Below are 14,660 nucleotides of genomic sequence, written 5' to 3'. Positions count from 1 at the left end.
GGCGCCGCAGGCCGCGGCGCCCGCCCCGGGTCAGCTCGGCCGGATCGTGACGGACTCGCCGGGCCGCACGCTGATCACGCGCTTCCAGGAGCCGGCACGTACCTCGGTGCTGGTGCCGCCGACACTGCGCAGCACCGCGGTGGTGACCTTGCCGTCGCGCCAGCTCAGGTCGACCTCGAACCCGCCCTTGACGCCGACCCCGGTGACCCGGCCCCGTTTCGCCCACGCGCCGGGCAGCGCGGGCAGCAGTTCGACCACGCCCGGCCGGGAGTACAGGATCATCTCCAGCATCGCGGTGGGCGCGCCGAAGTTGGCGTCGATCTGGAAGATGGCCCGGTCGTTGTTGCGGTACATGTCGAAGAAGTTGGCCGAGGTGCCGTTCTCGTTGGCGATGGACGGGCGCATCACGGTGAGCAGCAGCTGGTAGGCGCGGTCGGCGTCGCGGAGCCTGGCCCAGCAGGCGGACCGCCAGGCGCAGGCCCAGCCGAAGCTCTCCATGCCGCGCACTTCCAGCAGCTTGCGGATGCCCTCGATGGTGGCCTTGGGCGTGTCGTCGTGGTTCAGGTGGTCGCCGGGGAAGAACCCGATCAGCGGGGACAGGTGACGGTGGGTGCGCTCGCCGATGTCGTCCGGGTGCATCCACTCCTGCAGCATGCCGGTCTTCGGACTGACCTCCGGCAGGTACAGCCGCGACTGGAGATCCTTGACCCGCGCCGCGAACTCCTTGTCCCGCCCCAGTTTCGCCGCCGCGATCTGGAGCTCGCGGAACAGCTCCCAGACGATCTCCTGGGCGTAGCTGATGCCGAGCGCGTCCTGCGGCCCGTGCTCCGGCGACCAGTCCTTGTCGTCGACCAGCACCTCCCGGGTGCTGCCGTCGGGGTAGGTGTGCGTCACGGTGATCAGCCGCGCGGCCCAGAACTCGGCCGCGCCCTTGAGCAGCGGGTAGATCCGCTCCAGGTACTTGGCGTCCAGGGTGAACTCGTAGTGCTCCCACAGCGACTGGCACAGCCAGGCGTTGCCGCCGGGGTGCCACCACCAGCCGAGGCCGCCGTTGGTGTTGGTGGAGAAGGCCACCGTCCACCCGGCGATCTTGCCGGAGGAGTTGCGAAACCGGTTGCGCGGATCGTTGAACAGCCGCTGGGTCTGCCGCGACCACTCGGGCAGCTGGGCCAGGCAGTAGTCGGCGAGTGCGGTGAAGCAGCGGCCGAGACCGGCGCGGTCGGTCAGCCAGTAGTTCATCTGGATGTTGATGTCGGTGTGGTAGTCGGCGTACCAGTCCGGCGAGTTGTTGTGCAGCCACAAGCCTTGGAGGTTGATCGGCAGGCTGTCCCGGGACCCGGTGATCATCAGGTAGCGCCCGAACTGGAGGTAGCTGGCCTCCAGCTCCGGGTCCGGCTGCCCGGGATTGGTGTGCCGCACGGCGAGCCGGGACCAGGAGTCCAGGTTCCGCTGGGCCCGGCTGGACTCACCGAGGTCCACGGTCATCTGCCGGTACAGCGACTGGTAGTCGGCCACGTGCGTGTTCAGCAACGCGCCCCCGGCCACCTTCGCCTTGGCCAGCGCCCGCTCCCGCGCCACCACCAGCGGGTCGATGGCGGTGTTCCGGAACCCTTTGGCCGCGTCCGCGAGGTAGTCGGTGCCGCCGGAGACGATGACCAGCACCTCCCGGCAGTCCCGGAAAACCAGCTCGTTGCCGGTCACCGCGACCGTCCCGGTCTCGCTGAACGCGGTGACCACCGCGGCATAGCGCAACCCGTTGTCGAACCGCGAGCTCAACGAGATCGTGCGGCTGCCGGGCTCGCCCACCACCGTCTCGGTGCGGGTCGCCTCCAGCCGGATCCGTCCACTGTGGACACCGCCGCCGCGCTGGGTCAGCCGCGCCACCACCACGTCGTCCGGGTGGCTGGAGTAGGTCTCCCGCCGGTACTGCGCGCCCCGGTAGCGGTAGGCGCTGGTGACCAGCCCGTTGCTCAGGTCCAGCCGCCGCCGGTAGTCGGTCACGGCTGCTGTGGTGTGCCCGGTTGCCTCCACCCGTACCTTGGCCAGCAACCCGAAGGACCCGAAGTCGTTGGGCCCGTACGGGAACTGCCCGTCGTCCTGGAGGACGTCGTTGCGGTGCCCGGTCCACAGCGTGGCATCGGTCAGGTAGAGCACGTCATCGGCCGGATCGGAGCCGACCAGCGCCCCCAGCCGCCCGTTGCCGATCGGCAGGCCCTGCTGGATGATCCGGCTCTCGTCGGCGGGGGCCGGGTACCACAGACTGGTCGCCTCACCTTCCGGCAACAGACTGACGTTCTCGGGTCGCGCCACCTCCTCGGCCTGAGCGATGAACGGCCGGACCCCGCTCAGCATCATCCCGGCGCCCACGGCGCCCGTGATGCGCAGGAAGTCCCGGCGCGACGGCGAGTCGGACATGGTCGAGTCCCTTCGATGGCTGTGGCGGAAGGTCCACTCGAGGCTCGATGTGGTGCGGCGCAGGAAAGATACGATCTCTGACCAGAATGCGTCAACGGTCCGTGGTCGTCGACTGATCAGAGCAGTGGGCGAATTGGCTTGCGGATCAGGGGGTTTGCCCTGACAGGATCGGACGGCATTATTCGGAATAGATCAGCGCGATGCCGTGATACCTCCGATGACTGAGCCGTCAGCCGTTGACCTCTTCAAGACGACCGGTCATATTCAGCGGATGCCGCCGACTCGGCCACCAGACGGCTCGCCCTTTGTCCGGCAAGGTCGCTCTCCCCTCAAGACGACCGGTCATATTCGTCGCCAGTCGCTAACCCATTGAATATGACCGGTCGTCTTGAGAGTGTCGCGAATATGACCAGTTGTCTTGAAGGGGGGACGGCACGAGAATGAGGTAGGCAAGCGGAATGCCGACGGGCACACAGACGGCCGCCGTCATAACCAGGCGTTATGACGGCGGCCATGCGGGAGATGCGATGCGGTCAGCGAGCCAGCCGACAGGCGTCCGGCCCGGCCGTCAGGCTGAACTCGGCTCGTAGCGGTACCAGAGCAGCTCATGGCCCTCACCAGTGGTGGCTGGCCCGTACAGGGTGTCCGCCCCACCGGAGAACAGGGTGCGGAACATCTGCCAGCCCACGCCGCTCGGCTTGGCCTGCTGCGTCCAGGCGTCGCGGTCGCTGTCGTAGGTGAAGCGGAACAGGTCGCCGTTGGTGTTGCGGGCGTAGCGCACGCCCTCGCCGCCGCCGACGATCAGGTTGTAGTCGGCGAAGTCGCCGGTGAGCCGGCTCGATGACGTAGAGGTGGCCGCGGGTGTCCACGGTGATCCGGTTGCGGTACTCCGGGGTGGAGTAGCGCTCCCAGCCGTTGTCGATGTGCGGGTACCGCCCGCCGTTGAAGGTGTCCCAGGCGGTGCCGTTCCAGCGGTAGCGGCGCCGATTCCTACCAATTCGCGTCACCGGACTCCGGCGGTGAGGATGGCTGTTCGTGCCCCATCGTCTCCCACTGGCCCCGCTGCTGGCGCTGATCGTCGCCGTGCTCGCGGTGTCCACCTCCGGCCCGCTGATCGCCTTCGCCGCCGCGCCCGCGCTGGCCATCGCGTTCTGGCGCAACACGATCGCGGTCGGCCTGCTCACCCCGTTCGCCGCGCTCCGCCGCGGCCCCGAACTGCGTGCGGCGGTCAGCGGCGAGAAACGCGGGCAGGGCGGCTACAGCGTGCTGGCCGGGGCGATGCTGGCGCTGCACTTCGGCACCTGGATGTCCAGCGCGCAGCTGACCACGGTGGCCACCTCGATCGCGCTGGGCTGCACCCAGCCGGTGTGGGCCGGGCTGATCGCGGTGGGACAGGGCAAACGGCTGCCGCTGACCACCTGGCTGGGCATCGGGCTCGCGGTGGCCGGGGCGGCCTGGACCACCGGCGCGGACTTCCAGGTTTCCGGCGCCGCGCTGTGGGGCGATGTGCTCGCGGTGCTCGGCGGGATGGCCGCGGCCGGGTACGTGGCCCTCGGCGAGCACGCGCGGACCAGCCTGAGCACCACGACCTACACCACGATCTGCTACGCCACCTGCGCGCTGGTGCTGCTGGTGGTGTGCCTGAGCGCGGGCATCCCGCTGGCCGGTTTCCCGGACACCACCTGGCTGGCCATCCTGGCCATCGCGCTGGGCGCCCAGCTGCTCGGGCACTCGATGTTCAACTACGCGCTGCACGCGGTCTCGGCCACCACGATCAGCCTGGTCACCCTGCTGGAGGTGCCCGGCGCGGCGCTGCTGGCCTGGCTGTGGCTCGGGCAGGTGCCCAGGGTGGCCGCCCTGCCGGGGATGGCGTTGCTGCTGGCCGGGGTGGCGGTGGTGGTGCTGGCCGGGACCCGGCGACCCGCGGCGGCGCGGGTCGCCGGGTAGCGGCGGTCAGGGCTTGAGCGGCGGCGCGACCACCCAGCTGCTGTCCGGCTCGAAGAAGGCCGGGTTCTCATACCACTGGGCGCCGCCCTTGTAGGCGCTCCACACCTCGCCGCGGATGTGCCGCAGGTAGTTGTCCGGGAAGGTCAGCGCGGCGAAGGACACCCCGGTGCCGCTGAGGCCGTCCCTGGCGCACCAGGTGGCGTCGGCGTCGAACTGGCCGCCACCGACACGGTCGTCCAGCCGGACCCGGCCGTACTGGTGGCGCAGGTACGCGCCGGGGATGTTGGACGCCTCGAAGGAGTAGCAGTCGGCGTTGGCCAGGCCGGGCACCAGCCGGAAGGTGGCGTCGGCCTTGTCCAGGTCCGGGTTGCTCGCGGTGATCAGGTTCAGCCAGCCCTCGCCGCGGCCGTGCCGCAGGTAGTGGTCGGGCAGGCCCTCGTTGGTGGCCTTGAGCGAACCGCGCTGCGGCAGGTCGTGCCTGGCCTTGCCCTTGGCGGTCAGTCGCCACAGCTGGTAGGCGTAGGGCTGGTTGGTGCGCAGCACCGGCTTGGTCAGCTCGACCAGCTCGGGCACGGTCAGCGGCTTCTTGTGCTGCTGGTTGACCAGCTGCACGGTGCCGCCCTTGCCGGGCAGCAGGGCCCAGCCCTGGGCCGGGTTGTTCGCCTCGCAGGCCTGCGGGGCCAGCGAGTTGCCGTCGATGCCCAGGCACTGGCGGCTGTGCAGGTTGCGCAGCCGCTTGTGCTCACCGGCGCCGAGCAGCTCGAACTCCTGGGCGGAGCGGCCGCTGCCGCAGGTGGCGATGGTGTTGTCGAACAGGCAGCCGCCGGTGATGTTGTTGGTCAGCTCGACGATGCCGCTGTCCACCACGGCCGGGTTGGCCCGGCTCGCCGTGACGCTCTCCTTGATCCAGGAGACCAGGTCGTCCACCCGTTCGGCGGCGGAGCTCGCGGGCTGCTCGGTCTCGCCGAGGCAGTCGCGCTGCTTGGCCGAGGTGACGATGCCGCCCAGTTCCAGCGCGCCGTCGCGCTGGCGCAGCACCGGGCCGCCCAGGTCGGCGGAGCACAGGTCGGCCCCGGCCGGGGTGGCCACGCCGAAGGCAAGCTCCTTGCCGGTCACCGCGCCGAGTGCGAAGGCCGCGGTGTGCAGGCGGTCCTCGTCCTCACTGGCCGTGGCGAGCGCGCCGTAGCCGGTGACGGTGAGCTGCTCGCCGGTGGTGAAGCCGGCCGCAGCGGGCAGCGGGACCGGTGCGACGTCGGCGACGGGATCGGCGAGCTTGGCCAGGACCACGTCCCGGCCGGTCTGGGTGGCGATGCTCTGCACCTCCACCACCTCGCCGGAGCCGTGCGCGAGCTTGGTGCGGCCGACCGTGACCACGGTGCGCTCGGCCGGTGCGCCGGGCCTGACCTGGCCGGGCGCGCCGAAGCAGCGGGCGGCGGTGAGCACCCACTGCTGGTCGACCAGCACCCCGGAGCAGGTCTTGGTGCCCACCCGGACGTAGGCGGTGTAGCCGTGCGCGCCATCGGTTGCGGCGGTGCCGCCGCTGATCGCGTGTGCGGGCAGTGCGGTCAGCACTCCGGTGATCACCGACGCGGCCAGTACCCCGGCCAGCGCTTTGCTCAACTCAGGACGCGCCACAGCGCAGTTCCCCCTCATGGACGAAGCCGTTGCATGCCAAGGGGAAGCGCTCCCCCAGCAGGCGAGCGTAGGCAGGCCGCCGGGGGCCGTCAATCCGCTGTTTGCCGTCCGGTCGCGCCGACCGGGGGCGCGCCGGCGTCGGGGGCCAGCGGCACGAACCCGCCGGTCTCCGGGTCCACAATGGACAGTTGAGCTCGGCCGATGTCGAAGAACAGCCCGATGACCTGCAACCGGCCCTCGGTGATCGCGGTCCGCACCATGGGCAGCCGGGCCAGCGCCTCGGCCTGCACCGCGACGTTGACCCTGGCCAGCCGGTCCACCTCCGCGCCGTCGCCCTGGCCTGCCGGGTGCCCGGCGCGGAAGGCGTGCAGGCTGGGCAGTCCGGCGCGCAGCCAGCGGCCGAGCGAGTCGTCCTGTTCGGCGCGGCCGGAGAGCAGGCTGGTCATGCCGGCGCAGGCGGAGTGGCCGCAGACCATCAGCGTGGGCACCCGCAGCACCTCCACCGCGACGTGCACCGAGGCCTCGATGCCGTCGTCCCCGGCGGGCACCAGGTTGCCCACGTTGCGCACGGTGAACAGGTCGCCGGGCCCGCTGGAGGTGATCATGTTGGGCACGATCCGGGAGTCCGCGCAGGTCAGGAACAGCCCGTGCGGGCGCTGCAACAGCGCGAGCTGCTCGAACACGGGGCGGAGTAGCGGGGCGGAGTGCCGGTGGTACTCGGCCACGCCGGTGACCAGCGGGGAGGCCGCGCGCTGGCTGGGCACCTCGGTCTGCCAGTCCGACCAGGGCGCGAACCAGCGCGGCAGCACCGGTCTCCGGCCGCCGCCGACCTCCTCGACGGTGACCCTGCCGCCGCGGTCCTCGTGCTGGCGCTGCCAGGAGGACAGGTGCTCGTAGGCGGCGTGGTCCAGGTAGTCCGCGTGCAGCTCGATGTCCACAGTGGACCCATCGGGCACCTGGGCGAACACCCGGGACAACCGGGGCAGGGACAAGAAACTGAGCGTCCCGGCCACCGTCACCCGCCAGTGCCCCGGCGCGGTCTCGGTGGCCCGCACCCTGGCCCAGACCACCCGGCGCAGCACCAGCACCACTGAGATGGCCAGCCCGATCAGCACGCCCCGCAACAGGTCCAGGAACACCACGCCGGCCACGGTGGCCAGGTAGGGGGAGGCCTCACCGTGCCGCCAGGCCGCCCGCACGTCCTGCGGGCGCACCAGTTGCAGCCCGATGAACACCAGCAGCCCGGCCAGCGCGGCCATCGGAATCCGCTCGATCGTGCCGGCCAGCAGCAGCACGAACAACAGCACCCAGACGCCGTGCAGGATCGCGGAGGCCTTGGTGCGGGCCCCGGCGGCGACGTTGGTGGAGGCGCGCACGATCACCCCGGTGACCGGCAGGCCGCCGAGCAGGCCGGAGGCGGTGTTGGCCACGCCCTGCCCGACCAGCTCGCGGTCCAGGTTGCTGCGGGTGCCGCCGAGCTTGTCCACCGCCACCGCGGAGAGCAGGCTTTCCACGCTGGCGATGACCGCCAGGGTGAGCACGGCCAGGACCACCGCGCCCCACTCCCCGCCGGGCAGTTTCGGCAGGTGCAGCGAGGCCAGCACGGAGTCGGGCAGGTCCACCCGGACCAGCTGTAACCCGGCGGTCTCGGCCAGCACGGTCGCGCCGAGGACCGCGACCAGCGGCCCCGGCACCTTGCGCACCGCCGTGGGCAGGAATCCCCACAGCAGCAGCACACCCAGCACCAGCAGGCCGATCAGCGCGGCCGGTCCGTGGATGTCGATCAGCTGGCCGGGCAGTTCGAGCAGGTTGGTCAGCGCGCTGGTGCCCGGCTGCCCGCCGAGCAGCACGTGCAGCTGGCCGAGCACGATGACCACGCCGATCCCGGCCAGCATCCCGTGCACCACCGCCGGTGAGATGGCCAGCGCCGCCCTGGCCACCCGGCACAGCCCGAGCACCAGCTGCACCAGCCCGGCCGCCACGGTGATCGCGCAGGTGACCGCCCAGCCGAACTGGTCGACGAACCCGGCCACCACCACGGTCAGCCCGGCGGCGGGCCCGCTGACCAGCAGCGGCGAGCCGCCGAAGGCCGCGGCCAGGATGCCGCCCACCACCGCGGCCACCAGCCCGGCCACGATCGGCGCGCCGGAGGCCACCGCGATGCCCAGCGACAACGGCACCGCGACCAGGAAGACCACCAGCGAGGCGGCCAGGTCGTGCCGAAGGTCCTGTCGCAACCAGCGCATGTGGTAACCCCTTTCCTGCCAACACTATGGACCAATTGTCCGATTAGTCGGAACAGGGCGTGCAGGCACCACTACGCAGGGCAACGAACATCAGCCCAGCTTCACTCGATCGACGAGTGGCCGCCGGGAACTCCGGCAAGATCAGCCAGTTCGTGGGCGTCCTCACCCGGCCGCGCCGGGCGACCGGGTGCGATGACGGGCGCACAGTTCACCCGCATCGGTGACAACGTTCGGGGGGTCAGTCGGTGCTGCGGCAGCGGTCCGCGGAGTACAGGTGGCTGTCCGGGAAGGAGGACGCGGTCAGCACCTCGCCGACCACGATCACCGCGGTCCGCTTGACCCCGGCGGCGCGCACCGCCGCGGCGATGTCCCGCAGCGTGCCGCGCAGCACCAGCTCATCGGCCCTGCTGGCCCGCGCCACCACCGCGACCGGGCAGTCCGGCCCGTAGTTCGGCAGCAGCTCGGCCACCACCTCGTCGATCCGCTGCACGGCCAGGTGCAGCACCATCGTCGCCCGGCTCTGGCCCAGCGTGGCCAGGTCCTCCCCCGGCGGCATCGGGGTGGCGCGCGCGGAGGTGCGGGTGAGCACCACGGTCTGGCCGACGCCCGGCACGGTCAGCTCCCGGCCCAGCGCGGCCGCGGCGGCGGCGAAGGCGGGCACGCCGGGGACCACGTCGTAAGGCACCCCGGCGGCGTCCAGTCGGCGCATCTGCTCGGCCATCGCGCTGTACACCGAGGGGTCGCCGGAGTGCAGGCGGGCCACGTCGAAACCGTTGGCGTGCGCGGAGACCAGCTCCCCGGTGATCTGGTCCAGGTCCAGGTTCGCGGTGTCCACCAGCCGCGCGCCGGCCGGGCACCAGGCCAGGAGTTCTTGCGGCACAAGGGACCCGGCGTACAGGCAGACCGGCGACTCGGCGATCACCCGCTGTCCGCGCACGGTGATCAGGTCGGCCGCGCCCGGCCCGGCCCCGATGAAGTGGACGGTCACCGTTCCTCCTTCGTCGCCACCCAGGTGGTCACCGGCAGCATCGGTCGCATCGCGGTGAACCCGCCGACCGGCGCGGCCCGGCTGATCGACATCCGCAGCAGGTCCCCGCCCAGCCGGGCATACCATTGCGCCACCAGGGACTCCGACTCCACGGTCACCGCGTTGACCACCAGCCGCCCGCCGGGCAGCAGGCTCTGCCAGCACTTCTCGATCACGCCGGGCCCGGTCGCGCCACCGCCGACGAACACCGCCGACGGCGCTTCCAGACCGTCCAAAGCGGACGGCGCCTCGCCTGAGACGACCTCGATCCCCGGCACGCCAAGGGCATAGGCGTTGCGGGTGATCCGCTCCGCGCGCTCCGGCTCGCGTTCCACCGCGACCGCCCGGCAGCTGGGATGGGTGCGCGACCACTCGATGGCCACGCTGCCCGCCCCGGCGCCGACGTCCCAGAGCAGCTGGCCGGGCACCGGGGCCAGCCGGGACAGGGTGAGCGCGCGCACCTCGCGTTTGGTCAGCTGGCCGTCGTGGTCGAAGGCGGAGTCGGGCAGGCCGGGCACGGTGGGCAGCAGCGGGGTGCCGGGATCGGCCACGCAGTCCACCGCGATCACGTTCAGCGCGGCGGTGCGCGGCAGCGACCACTCGCCCGCGGTGCCGCTGACCAGGCGTTCGTCCTTGCCGCCCAGGCGTTCCAGCACGGTCAGCCTGCTCGGCCCGTAGCCGCGCACGGTGAGCAGCGCGGCCACCTCGGCCGGGGTGCCGCCGCCCGCGCTGAGCACCAGCACCCGCCGTCCCGGCTGCACGAACGGGTGCAGCAGCTCCACCGGCCTGCCGACCGCGCTGACCACGTCCACCGCTTCCATCGGCCAGCCCAGCCGGGCGCAGGCCAGCGAGACCGAGGAGGCGTGCGGCAGCACCCGCAGCCGCTGCGGGCCGAGCAGCCTGGCCAGGGTGGAGCCGACGCCGAAGAACATCGGGTCCCCGCTGGCCAGCACGCAGATCCGCCGGCCGCGGTGGCGTTCCAGCAGGCCGGGCAGGGCGGGCAGCATGGGCGAGGGCCAGGCCACGCGTTCGGCGGTGACCTTGTCGGGCACCAGGTCGAGCTGGCGGGAGCTGCCCAGCAGCACCTGCGCGGCGCGCACTTCCAGCTGGGCGGGCTGGGCGAGGCCGGGCCAGCCGTCCGCGCCGATGCCCACCACGGTGACGGGCTCGGTCATCAGCGCAGTCCGGCCTCGGTCAGGATCTCCTTGCGCTGCTTGGCCGGCAGCCGGTCCACGTAGAGCAGGCCGTCCAGGTGGTCGACCTCGTGCTGGAGGCAGCGGGCGGCGATCCCGTTGGTGCGCACGGTGACCGCGTTGCCCTCGGCGTCGAAGCCGCTGACCTCGGCGTGCTCGGACCGGGCGAGCTCGGCGTGCTGGCCGGGCACGGACAGGCAGCCCTCGTCGAACAGGGTCAGCTCGCGCGGCGCGGGCGGCAGCGTGAGCACCGGGTTGACCAGGGTCGCGACCACCGGGTTGCCGTCGGCGTCGGGGCAGTCCATGACGAAGACGCGGGCGTCCACGCCGATCTGGTTGGCGGCCAGGCCGACCCCCTCGGCGGCGTACATGGAGGCGAACATGTCCGCGACCAGGGCGCGCAGGTCCTCGTCGAAGCTGGTCACCGGGGCGCAGGACCGGTGCAGCACCGGGTCTCCGTAGTACACGATCGGCCGCGCGGTTCCGGTGGAGCTCATGGTCGTCATCGTAAGGTGGTCGCTTCGCCGGGTTTCTTCCGGCCCGGGGCCGGGCTAGGTTGACCGCTATGAGAAAACGCTGGTCAGTTGGTGTTGTTGTGGCCGCGATGCTGGCCGCGCTGCCGGTCGGCGCGGCTGCGGCGGCGCCGGAGACCGTCTCCGGGGGCTCGGTTCGCTGCACCTTCACTCCCACCCCGGAGGATCCGGCGGCCAAGCCGGTCCGCCCGCCCCGGTCGAAGGCGAAGGCCAGGGGCACGGTCACGGTGACCATCTCCACCAACCACGGCAAGATCGTGATGGAGCTGGACCGGGCGAACGCGCCCTGCGCGGTGCACAACTTCCTCTCCCTCACCCGGCAGCGGTTCTACCACAAGACCCAGTGCTGGCGGCTGACCAACTCCACCCGCCTCGGCGTGCTGCAGTGCGGCGACATCTGGGCGGCGGAGAAGGGCGGTCCCGGCTACAAGTTCGACGACGAGGTCACCGGCAAGGAGACCTATCCGCGCGGCACGGTGGCGATGGGCAACTTCGGGCCGAACACCAACGGCAGCCAGTTCTTCATCGTGCACAGCTTCGCCAACATCAAGCCCGCCTACACCGTGCTCGGCAAGGTGACCAGGGGCATGGCGGTGCTGGACAAGATCGTGGCCGGCGGCATCATCCCCGGCCCGGCCAACCCGTTGGACGGACTGCCCAAGCTCCCGGTGCACATCCAGCGCGTGCGCTACGGGCACTGAGGTTGCGGCCGCGGAACCCGTTTCCCCACAACGGGTTCCGCGGCCATCCCGGTGGTCAGTCCACCTGGCGGATGCTGCCGCCGTCGATCCGGAACTCCGCGCCGACCACCCACTCGGCCTGGTCGGAGGCCAGGTAGGCGACCGCGTTGGCGATGTCCTCCGGGGTGCCGACCCGGCCTGCCGGGATGCCGCCGACCAGTTCGACGATCTGCGCCTTCCCGTCCACGCCCTGGGTGTCCTGGATGTGCTGGGCGAAGGTCTGCACCGCCTCGGTCCAGATCATGCCGGGGGCGATCCGGTTGACCCGCACCCCGCGCGGGGCGACCTCGGTGGCCAGCGCCTTGCTGTAGGCGTTGAGGGCGGCCTTGGCCGCGCCGTAGTGCGTCAGCGGGGGCTGGACCAGCTGCGCGGCGATCGAGCTGATGTGGATGATCGAGCCGCTGCCGCGCTCCAGCATGCCGGGCAGCAGCGCGCGGTCCAGCCGCACCGCGGACATCAGGTTGAGCTGGTAGGCGTCGTCCCAGAGCTGGTCGGACAGCTCGGCAATGGCGCCGGTGCCCAGCTCGGCCCCGCCGGCGTTGTCCACGACCACGTCCACCCCGCCGAGGTGGGCCAGCGCGGCCTCGGCCAGCGCGGTCACGCCGGGCTCGGTGGCCAGGTCGGCCTTGACGAAGTGCACGTTCGCCGGCAGCGACTCGGGCGCGGAGCGCGCCGCCACCACCACCGAGGCGCCTGCCCCGGCCAGTCGCGCGGTGATCGCCGCGCCGATTCCCTTGGTGCCACCGGTGACGACGACCCGCTTGCCTGCCAGGCCGTCCGAGCTCGCAACGTTATTGACCATACGGTCCACAATGCCCATTCTGGACCGCCTAGTCAAATACAACTTCTTGACCGCCCGCGGCGCACAATGGGCCGATGCGCGAACTGATCGCCCCACTGCTCGCCTGGTACCGCGAGGGACAGCCGTTCGCGCTGGCCACGGTGGTGCGGACCTGGCACTCGGCGCCGCGGCAGCCGGGTGCGGCGATGGCGGTGTCCGCGGCGGGCGAGGCGCTGGGCAGCGTGTCCGGCGGCTGCGTGGAGGGCGCGGTGTACGAGCTGGCCCAGCAGGTGCTGCGGACCGGCGTGCCGGAGCTGGCCACCTACGGGGTCAGCGATGACGACGCGTTCGCGGTCGGCCTGACCTGCGGCGGCACCCTCCAGGTCTTCGTGCAGCCGGTAACGCCCGAGCACTTCCCGGAGTTCCCGGCCATCGGCGAGTCCATCCGGTCGAGCGAACCGGTCGCGGTGGCCACCCTGCTCGACGGCGCCGCCAACCCGGGCGCGCACCTGCGGGTGACCCCGGCGGAGACCGGCGGCGCGCTGGGTTCGGCCCGGCTGAACGAGGCGGTCCGGGACCACGCCCTGGGCATGCTCGCCTTGGGCAGCACCGGTTTCCTGCACATCGGCGCGGACGGCGAGCAGCGCGGCGACGAGCTGTCGGTCTTCGTGGAGTCCTTCGCGCCGCCGCCCCGGATGCTGGTCTTCGGCGCCATCGACTTCGCCGGCGCGGTGGCCCGCATCGGCAAGTTCCTCGGCTACCACGTGACCGTCTGCGACGCCCGCCCGGTCTTCGCCACCAAGCGGCGCTTCCCCGAGGCCGACGAGCTGGTGGTGATGTGGCCGCACCAGTACCTGGCCCGGACCGAGGTGGACGAGCGCACCGTGATCTGCGTGCTCACCCACGACCCCAAGTTCGACGTGCCGCTGCTGGAGCTGGCGCTGCGCACCAAGGCCGCCTACATCGGCGCGATGGGCAGCCGCCGCACCCACCAGGACCGGCTGGAACGGTTGCGGGAACTGGGTTTGACCGAACCGGAGCTGGCCAGGCTGTCCTCCCCGATCGGGCTGGACCTGGGCGCGCGCACGCCGGAGGAGACGGCGGTGTCCATCGCGGCGGAGATCGTGTCGCTGAACTGGGGCGGATCGGGCCGCCGCCTGGCTGAGACGGACAACCCGATCCACCACCCGCGCGGCTGAGGGCTCAGTCCCGGATCGCGTCCAGCGCCGCGAACTGCTTGTCGCTGAGCTCGACCGTGGCCGCGCCCAGGTTGTCCTCCAGGTGCGAGACCGTCTTCGTGCCGGGGATCGGCAGCATCACCGGCGACCGCTTGAGCAGCCAGGCCAGCGCCACCTGCGCCGGGGTCGCGCCGAGCTCCGCGGCCACCGCGGCGACCGGGCTGTCCGGCTTGGTCAGGTCGCCGGTGGCGATCGGGAACCACGGGATGAAGGCGATGTTCTCCCGCTCCGCGTGGTCGAGCAGCTCCTCGCTGCCCCGGTCGATGAGGTTGTACCGGTTCTGCACGCTGACGATCGGCGTGATCTGCCGCGCCTGCGCCAGCTCGGCCACGCTCACCTCGGACAGCCCGATGTGCTTGACCTTGCCCGCCTCCCGCAGCTCCACGAACGCGCCCAGCTGGTCGGCCAGCGGCACGGCCGGGTCGATGCGGTGCAGCTGGATCAGGTCGATGTGGTCCAGGCGCAGGTGCCGCAGGCTCAGCTCGACCTGCTGGGTCAGGTACTCGGGACGGCCGCACACGGTCCACTGACCAGGCCCCTGCCGGGTGAACCCGGCCTTGGTGGCGATGGTCAACTCGTCCCGGTAGGGGTGCAGGGCCTCGGCGATCAGCAGCTCGCTGACCAGCGGGCCGTAGGAGTCGGCGGTGTCGATGAAGGTGACGCCCAGTTCGACCGCCCGGCGCAGCACGGCCAGCGCACCGGCCCGGTCCGCCGGCCAGTCCCACACGCCGGGGCCGGTGATCTGCATGGCGCCGTAGCCGAGCCTGCCGATCGGCAGGTCGCCGCCGAGGTCGAACCGGCCGCCGAGGAAGTTCTCTGTCACTGCTGCGATCTCCCGCTGTTGGTTGGACTCGTATCCGGTGGTCACCGCCAACCAACGCCGGCGAGCGGGTGTCTGTTCCACC

The 14,660-nt window shown here is 71.7% G+C and carries 12 protein-coding genes; 3 read left to right on the top strand and 9 right to left on the bottom strand.

The features are described 5' to 3' along the window. Positions 1-30 precede the first annotated feature (30 nt). Positions 31-2,415 carry a glycosyl hydrolase family 95 catalytic domain-containing protein gene (locus ACWDY5_RS22830; protein WP_449724193.1) on the bottom strand — a complete coding sequence of 795 codons (2,385 nt, stop codon included), beginning with the start codon at positions 2,413-2,415 and terminating at the stop codon, positions 31-33. Positions 2,416-2,983: 568 nt separating this feature from the next. Beyond that, complete coding sequence (locus ACWDY5_RS22825) at positions 2,984-3,412, bottom strand: tachylectin-related carbohydrate-binding protein (RefSeq protein ID WP_449724192.1); 429 nt, start codon at positions 3,410-3,412, stop codon at positions 2,984-2,986. A 38-nt stretch (positions 3,413-3,450) separates the two neighbouring features. Here ACWDY5_RS22825 and ACWDY5_RS22820 point away from each other — a divergent pair, with 38 nt between their 5' ends. Beyond that, the gene (locus ACWDY5_RS22820; RefSeq protein ID WP_449724191.1) at positions 3,451-4,362 is read left to right on the top strand and encodes a DMT family transporter; all 912 of its coding nucleotides are present in this window, start codon (positions 3,451-3,453) and stop codon (positions 4,360-4,362) included. 6 nt (positions 4,363-4,368) lie between these two features. On the opposite strand, the gene ACWDY5_RS22815 is transcribed toward ACWDY5_RS22820, so the two are convergent. The 5 genes from ACWDY5_RS22815 to def form a co-directional block, all read right to left on the bottom strand. Next, positions 4,369-5,997 carry an AbfB domain-containing protein gene (locus tag ACWDY5_RS22815; RefSeq protein WP_449724190.1) on the bottom strand — a complete coding sequence of 543 codons (1,629 nt, stop codon included), beginning with the start codon at positions 5,995-5,997 and terminating at the stop codon, positions 4,369-4,371. 89 nt (positions 5,998-6,086) lie between these two features. Continuing rightward, positions 6,087-8,243 (bottom strand): SulP family inorganic anion transporter, encoded by a 2,157-nt coding sequence (locus tag ACWDY5_RS22810; protein ID WP_449724189.1) that lies wholly within the window; start codon positions 8,241-8,243, stop codon positions 6,087-6,089. A gap of 238 nt (positions 8,244-8,481) precedes the next feature. Continuing rightward, positions 8,482-9,231, bottom strand: coding sequence for a precorrin-4 C(11)-methyltransferase (gene cobM / locus ACWDY5_RS22805; RefSeq protein WP_449724188.1), 750 nt, complete (start codon positions 9,229-9,231; stop codon positions 8,482-8,484). Next, the gene (cbiE, locus tag ACWDY5_RS22800; protein ID WP_449724187.1) at positions 9,228-10,445 is read right to left on the bottom strand and encodes a precorrin-6y C5,15-methyltransferase (decarboxylating) subunit CbiE; all 1,218 of its coding nucleotides are present in this window, start codon (positions 10,443-10,445) and stop codon (positions 9,228-9,230) included. Before cbiE ends, cobM begins: the two co-directional genes overlap by 4 nt. Beyond that, on the bottom strand, positions 10,445-10,960 hold the full coding sequence (gene def, locus ACWDY5_RS22795; protein ID WP_449724186.1) for a peptide deformylase: 516 nt from the start codon (positions 10,958-10,960) through the stop codon (positions 10,445-10,447). Before def ends, cbiE begins: the two co-directional genes overlap by 1 nt. 68 nt (positions 10,961-11,028) lie before the next feature. On the opposite strand from def, the gene ACWDY5_RS22790 reads away from it, so the two are divergent. Beyond that, positions 11,029-11,697: a peptidylprolyl isomerase gene (locus ACWDY5_RS22790; protein ID WP_449724185.1), complete on the top strand. Its 669-nt coding sequence runs from the start codon at positions 11,029-11,031 to the stop codon at positions 11,695-11,697. A 55-nt stretch (positions 11,698-11,752) separates the two neighbouring features. On the opposite strand, the gene ACWDY5_RS22785 is transcribed toward ACWDY5_RS22790, so the two are convergent. Next, entirely contained in the window at positions 11,753-12,538 is a 786-nt protein-coding gene (locus ACWDY5_RS22785) for an oxidoreductase (protein ID WP_449724184.1), read from the bottom strand. A gap of 74 nt (positions 12,539-12,612) precedes the next feature. Between ACWDY5_RS22785 and ACWDY5_RS22780 the strand changes: the two genes are divergently transcribed. After that, positions 12,613-13,716: an XdhC family protein gene (locus ACWDY5_RS22780; RefSeq protein ID WP_449724183.1), complete on the top strand. Its 1,104-nt coding sequence runs from the start codon at positions 12,613-12,615 to the stop codon at positions 13,714-13,716. Positions 13,717-13,720: 4 nt separating this feature from the next. Here the strand turns inward: ACWDY5_RS22780 and ACWDY5_RS22775 are convergent, their stop codons facing one another. Then, positions 13,721-14,578 (bottom strand): aldo/keto reductase, encoded by an 858-nt coding sequence (locus ACWDY5_RS22775; RefSeq protein WP_449724182.1) that lies wholly within the window; start codon positions 14,576-14,578, stop codon positions 13,721-13,723. Positions 14,579-14,660 lie beyond the last annotated feature (82 nt).

Source organism: Crossiella sp. NPDC003009 (assembly GCF_053591555.1).
The sequence above is the reverse complement of the archived record's forward strand: the minus strand, read 5'-3'. Positions and strand labels throughout refer to the sequence as shown.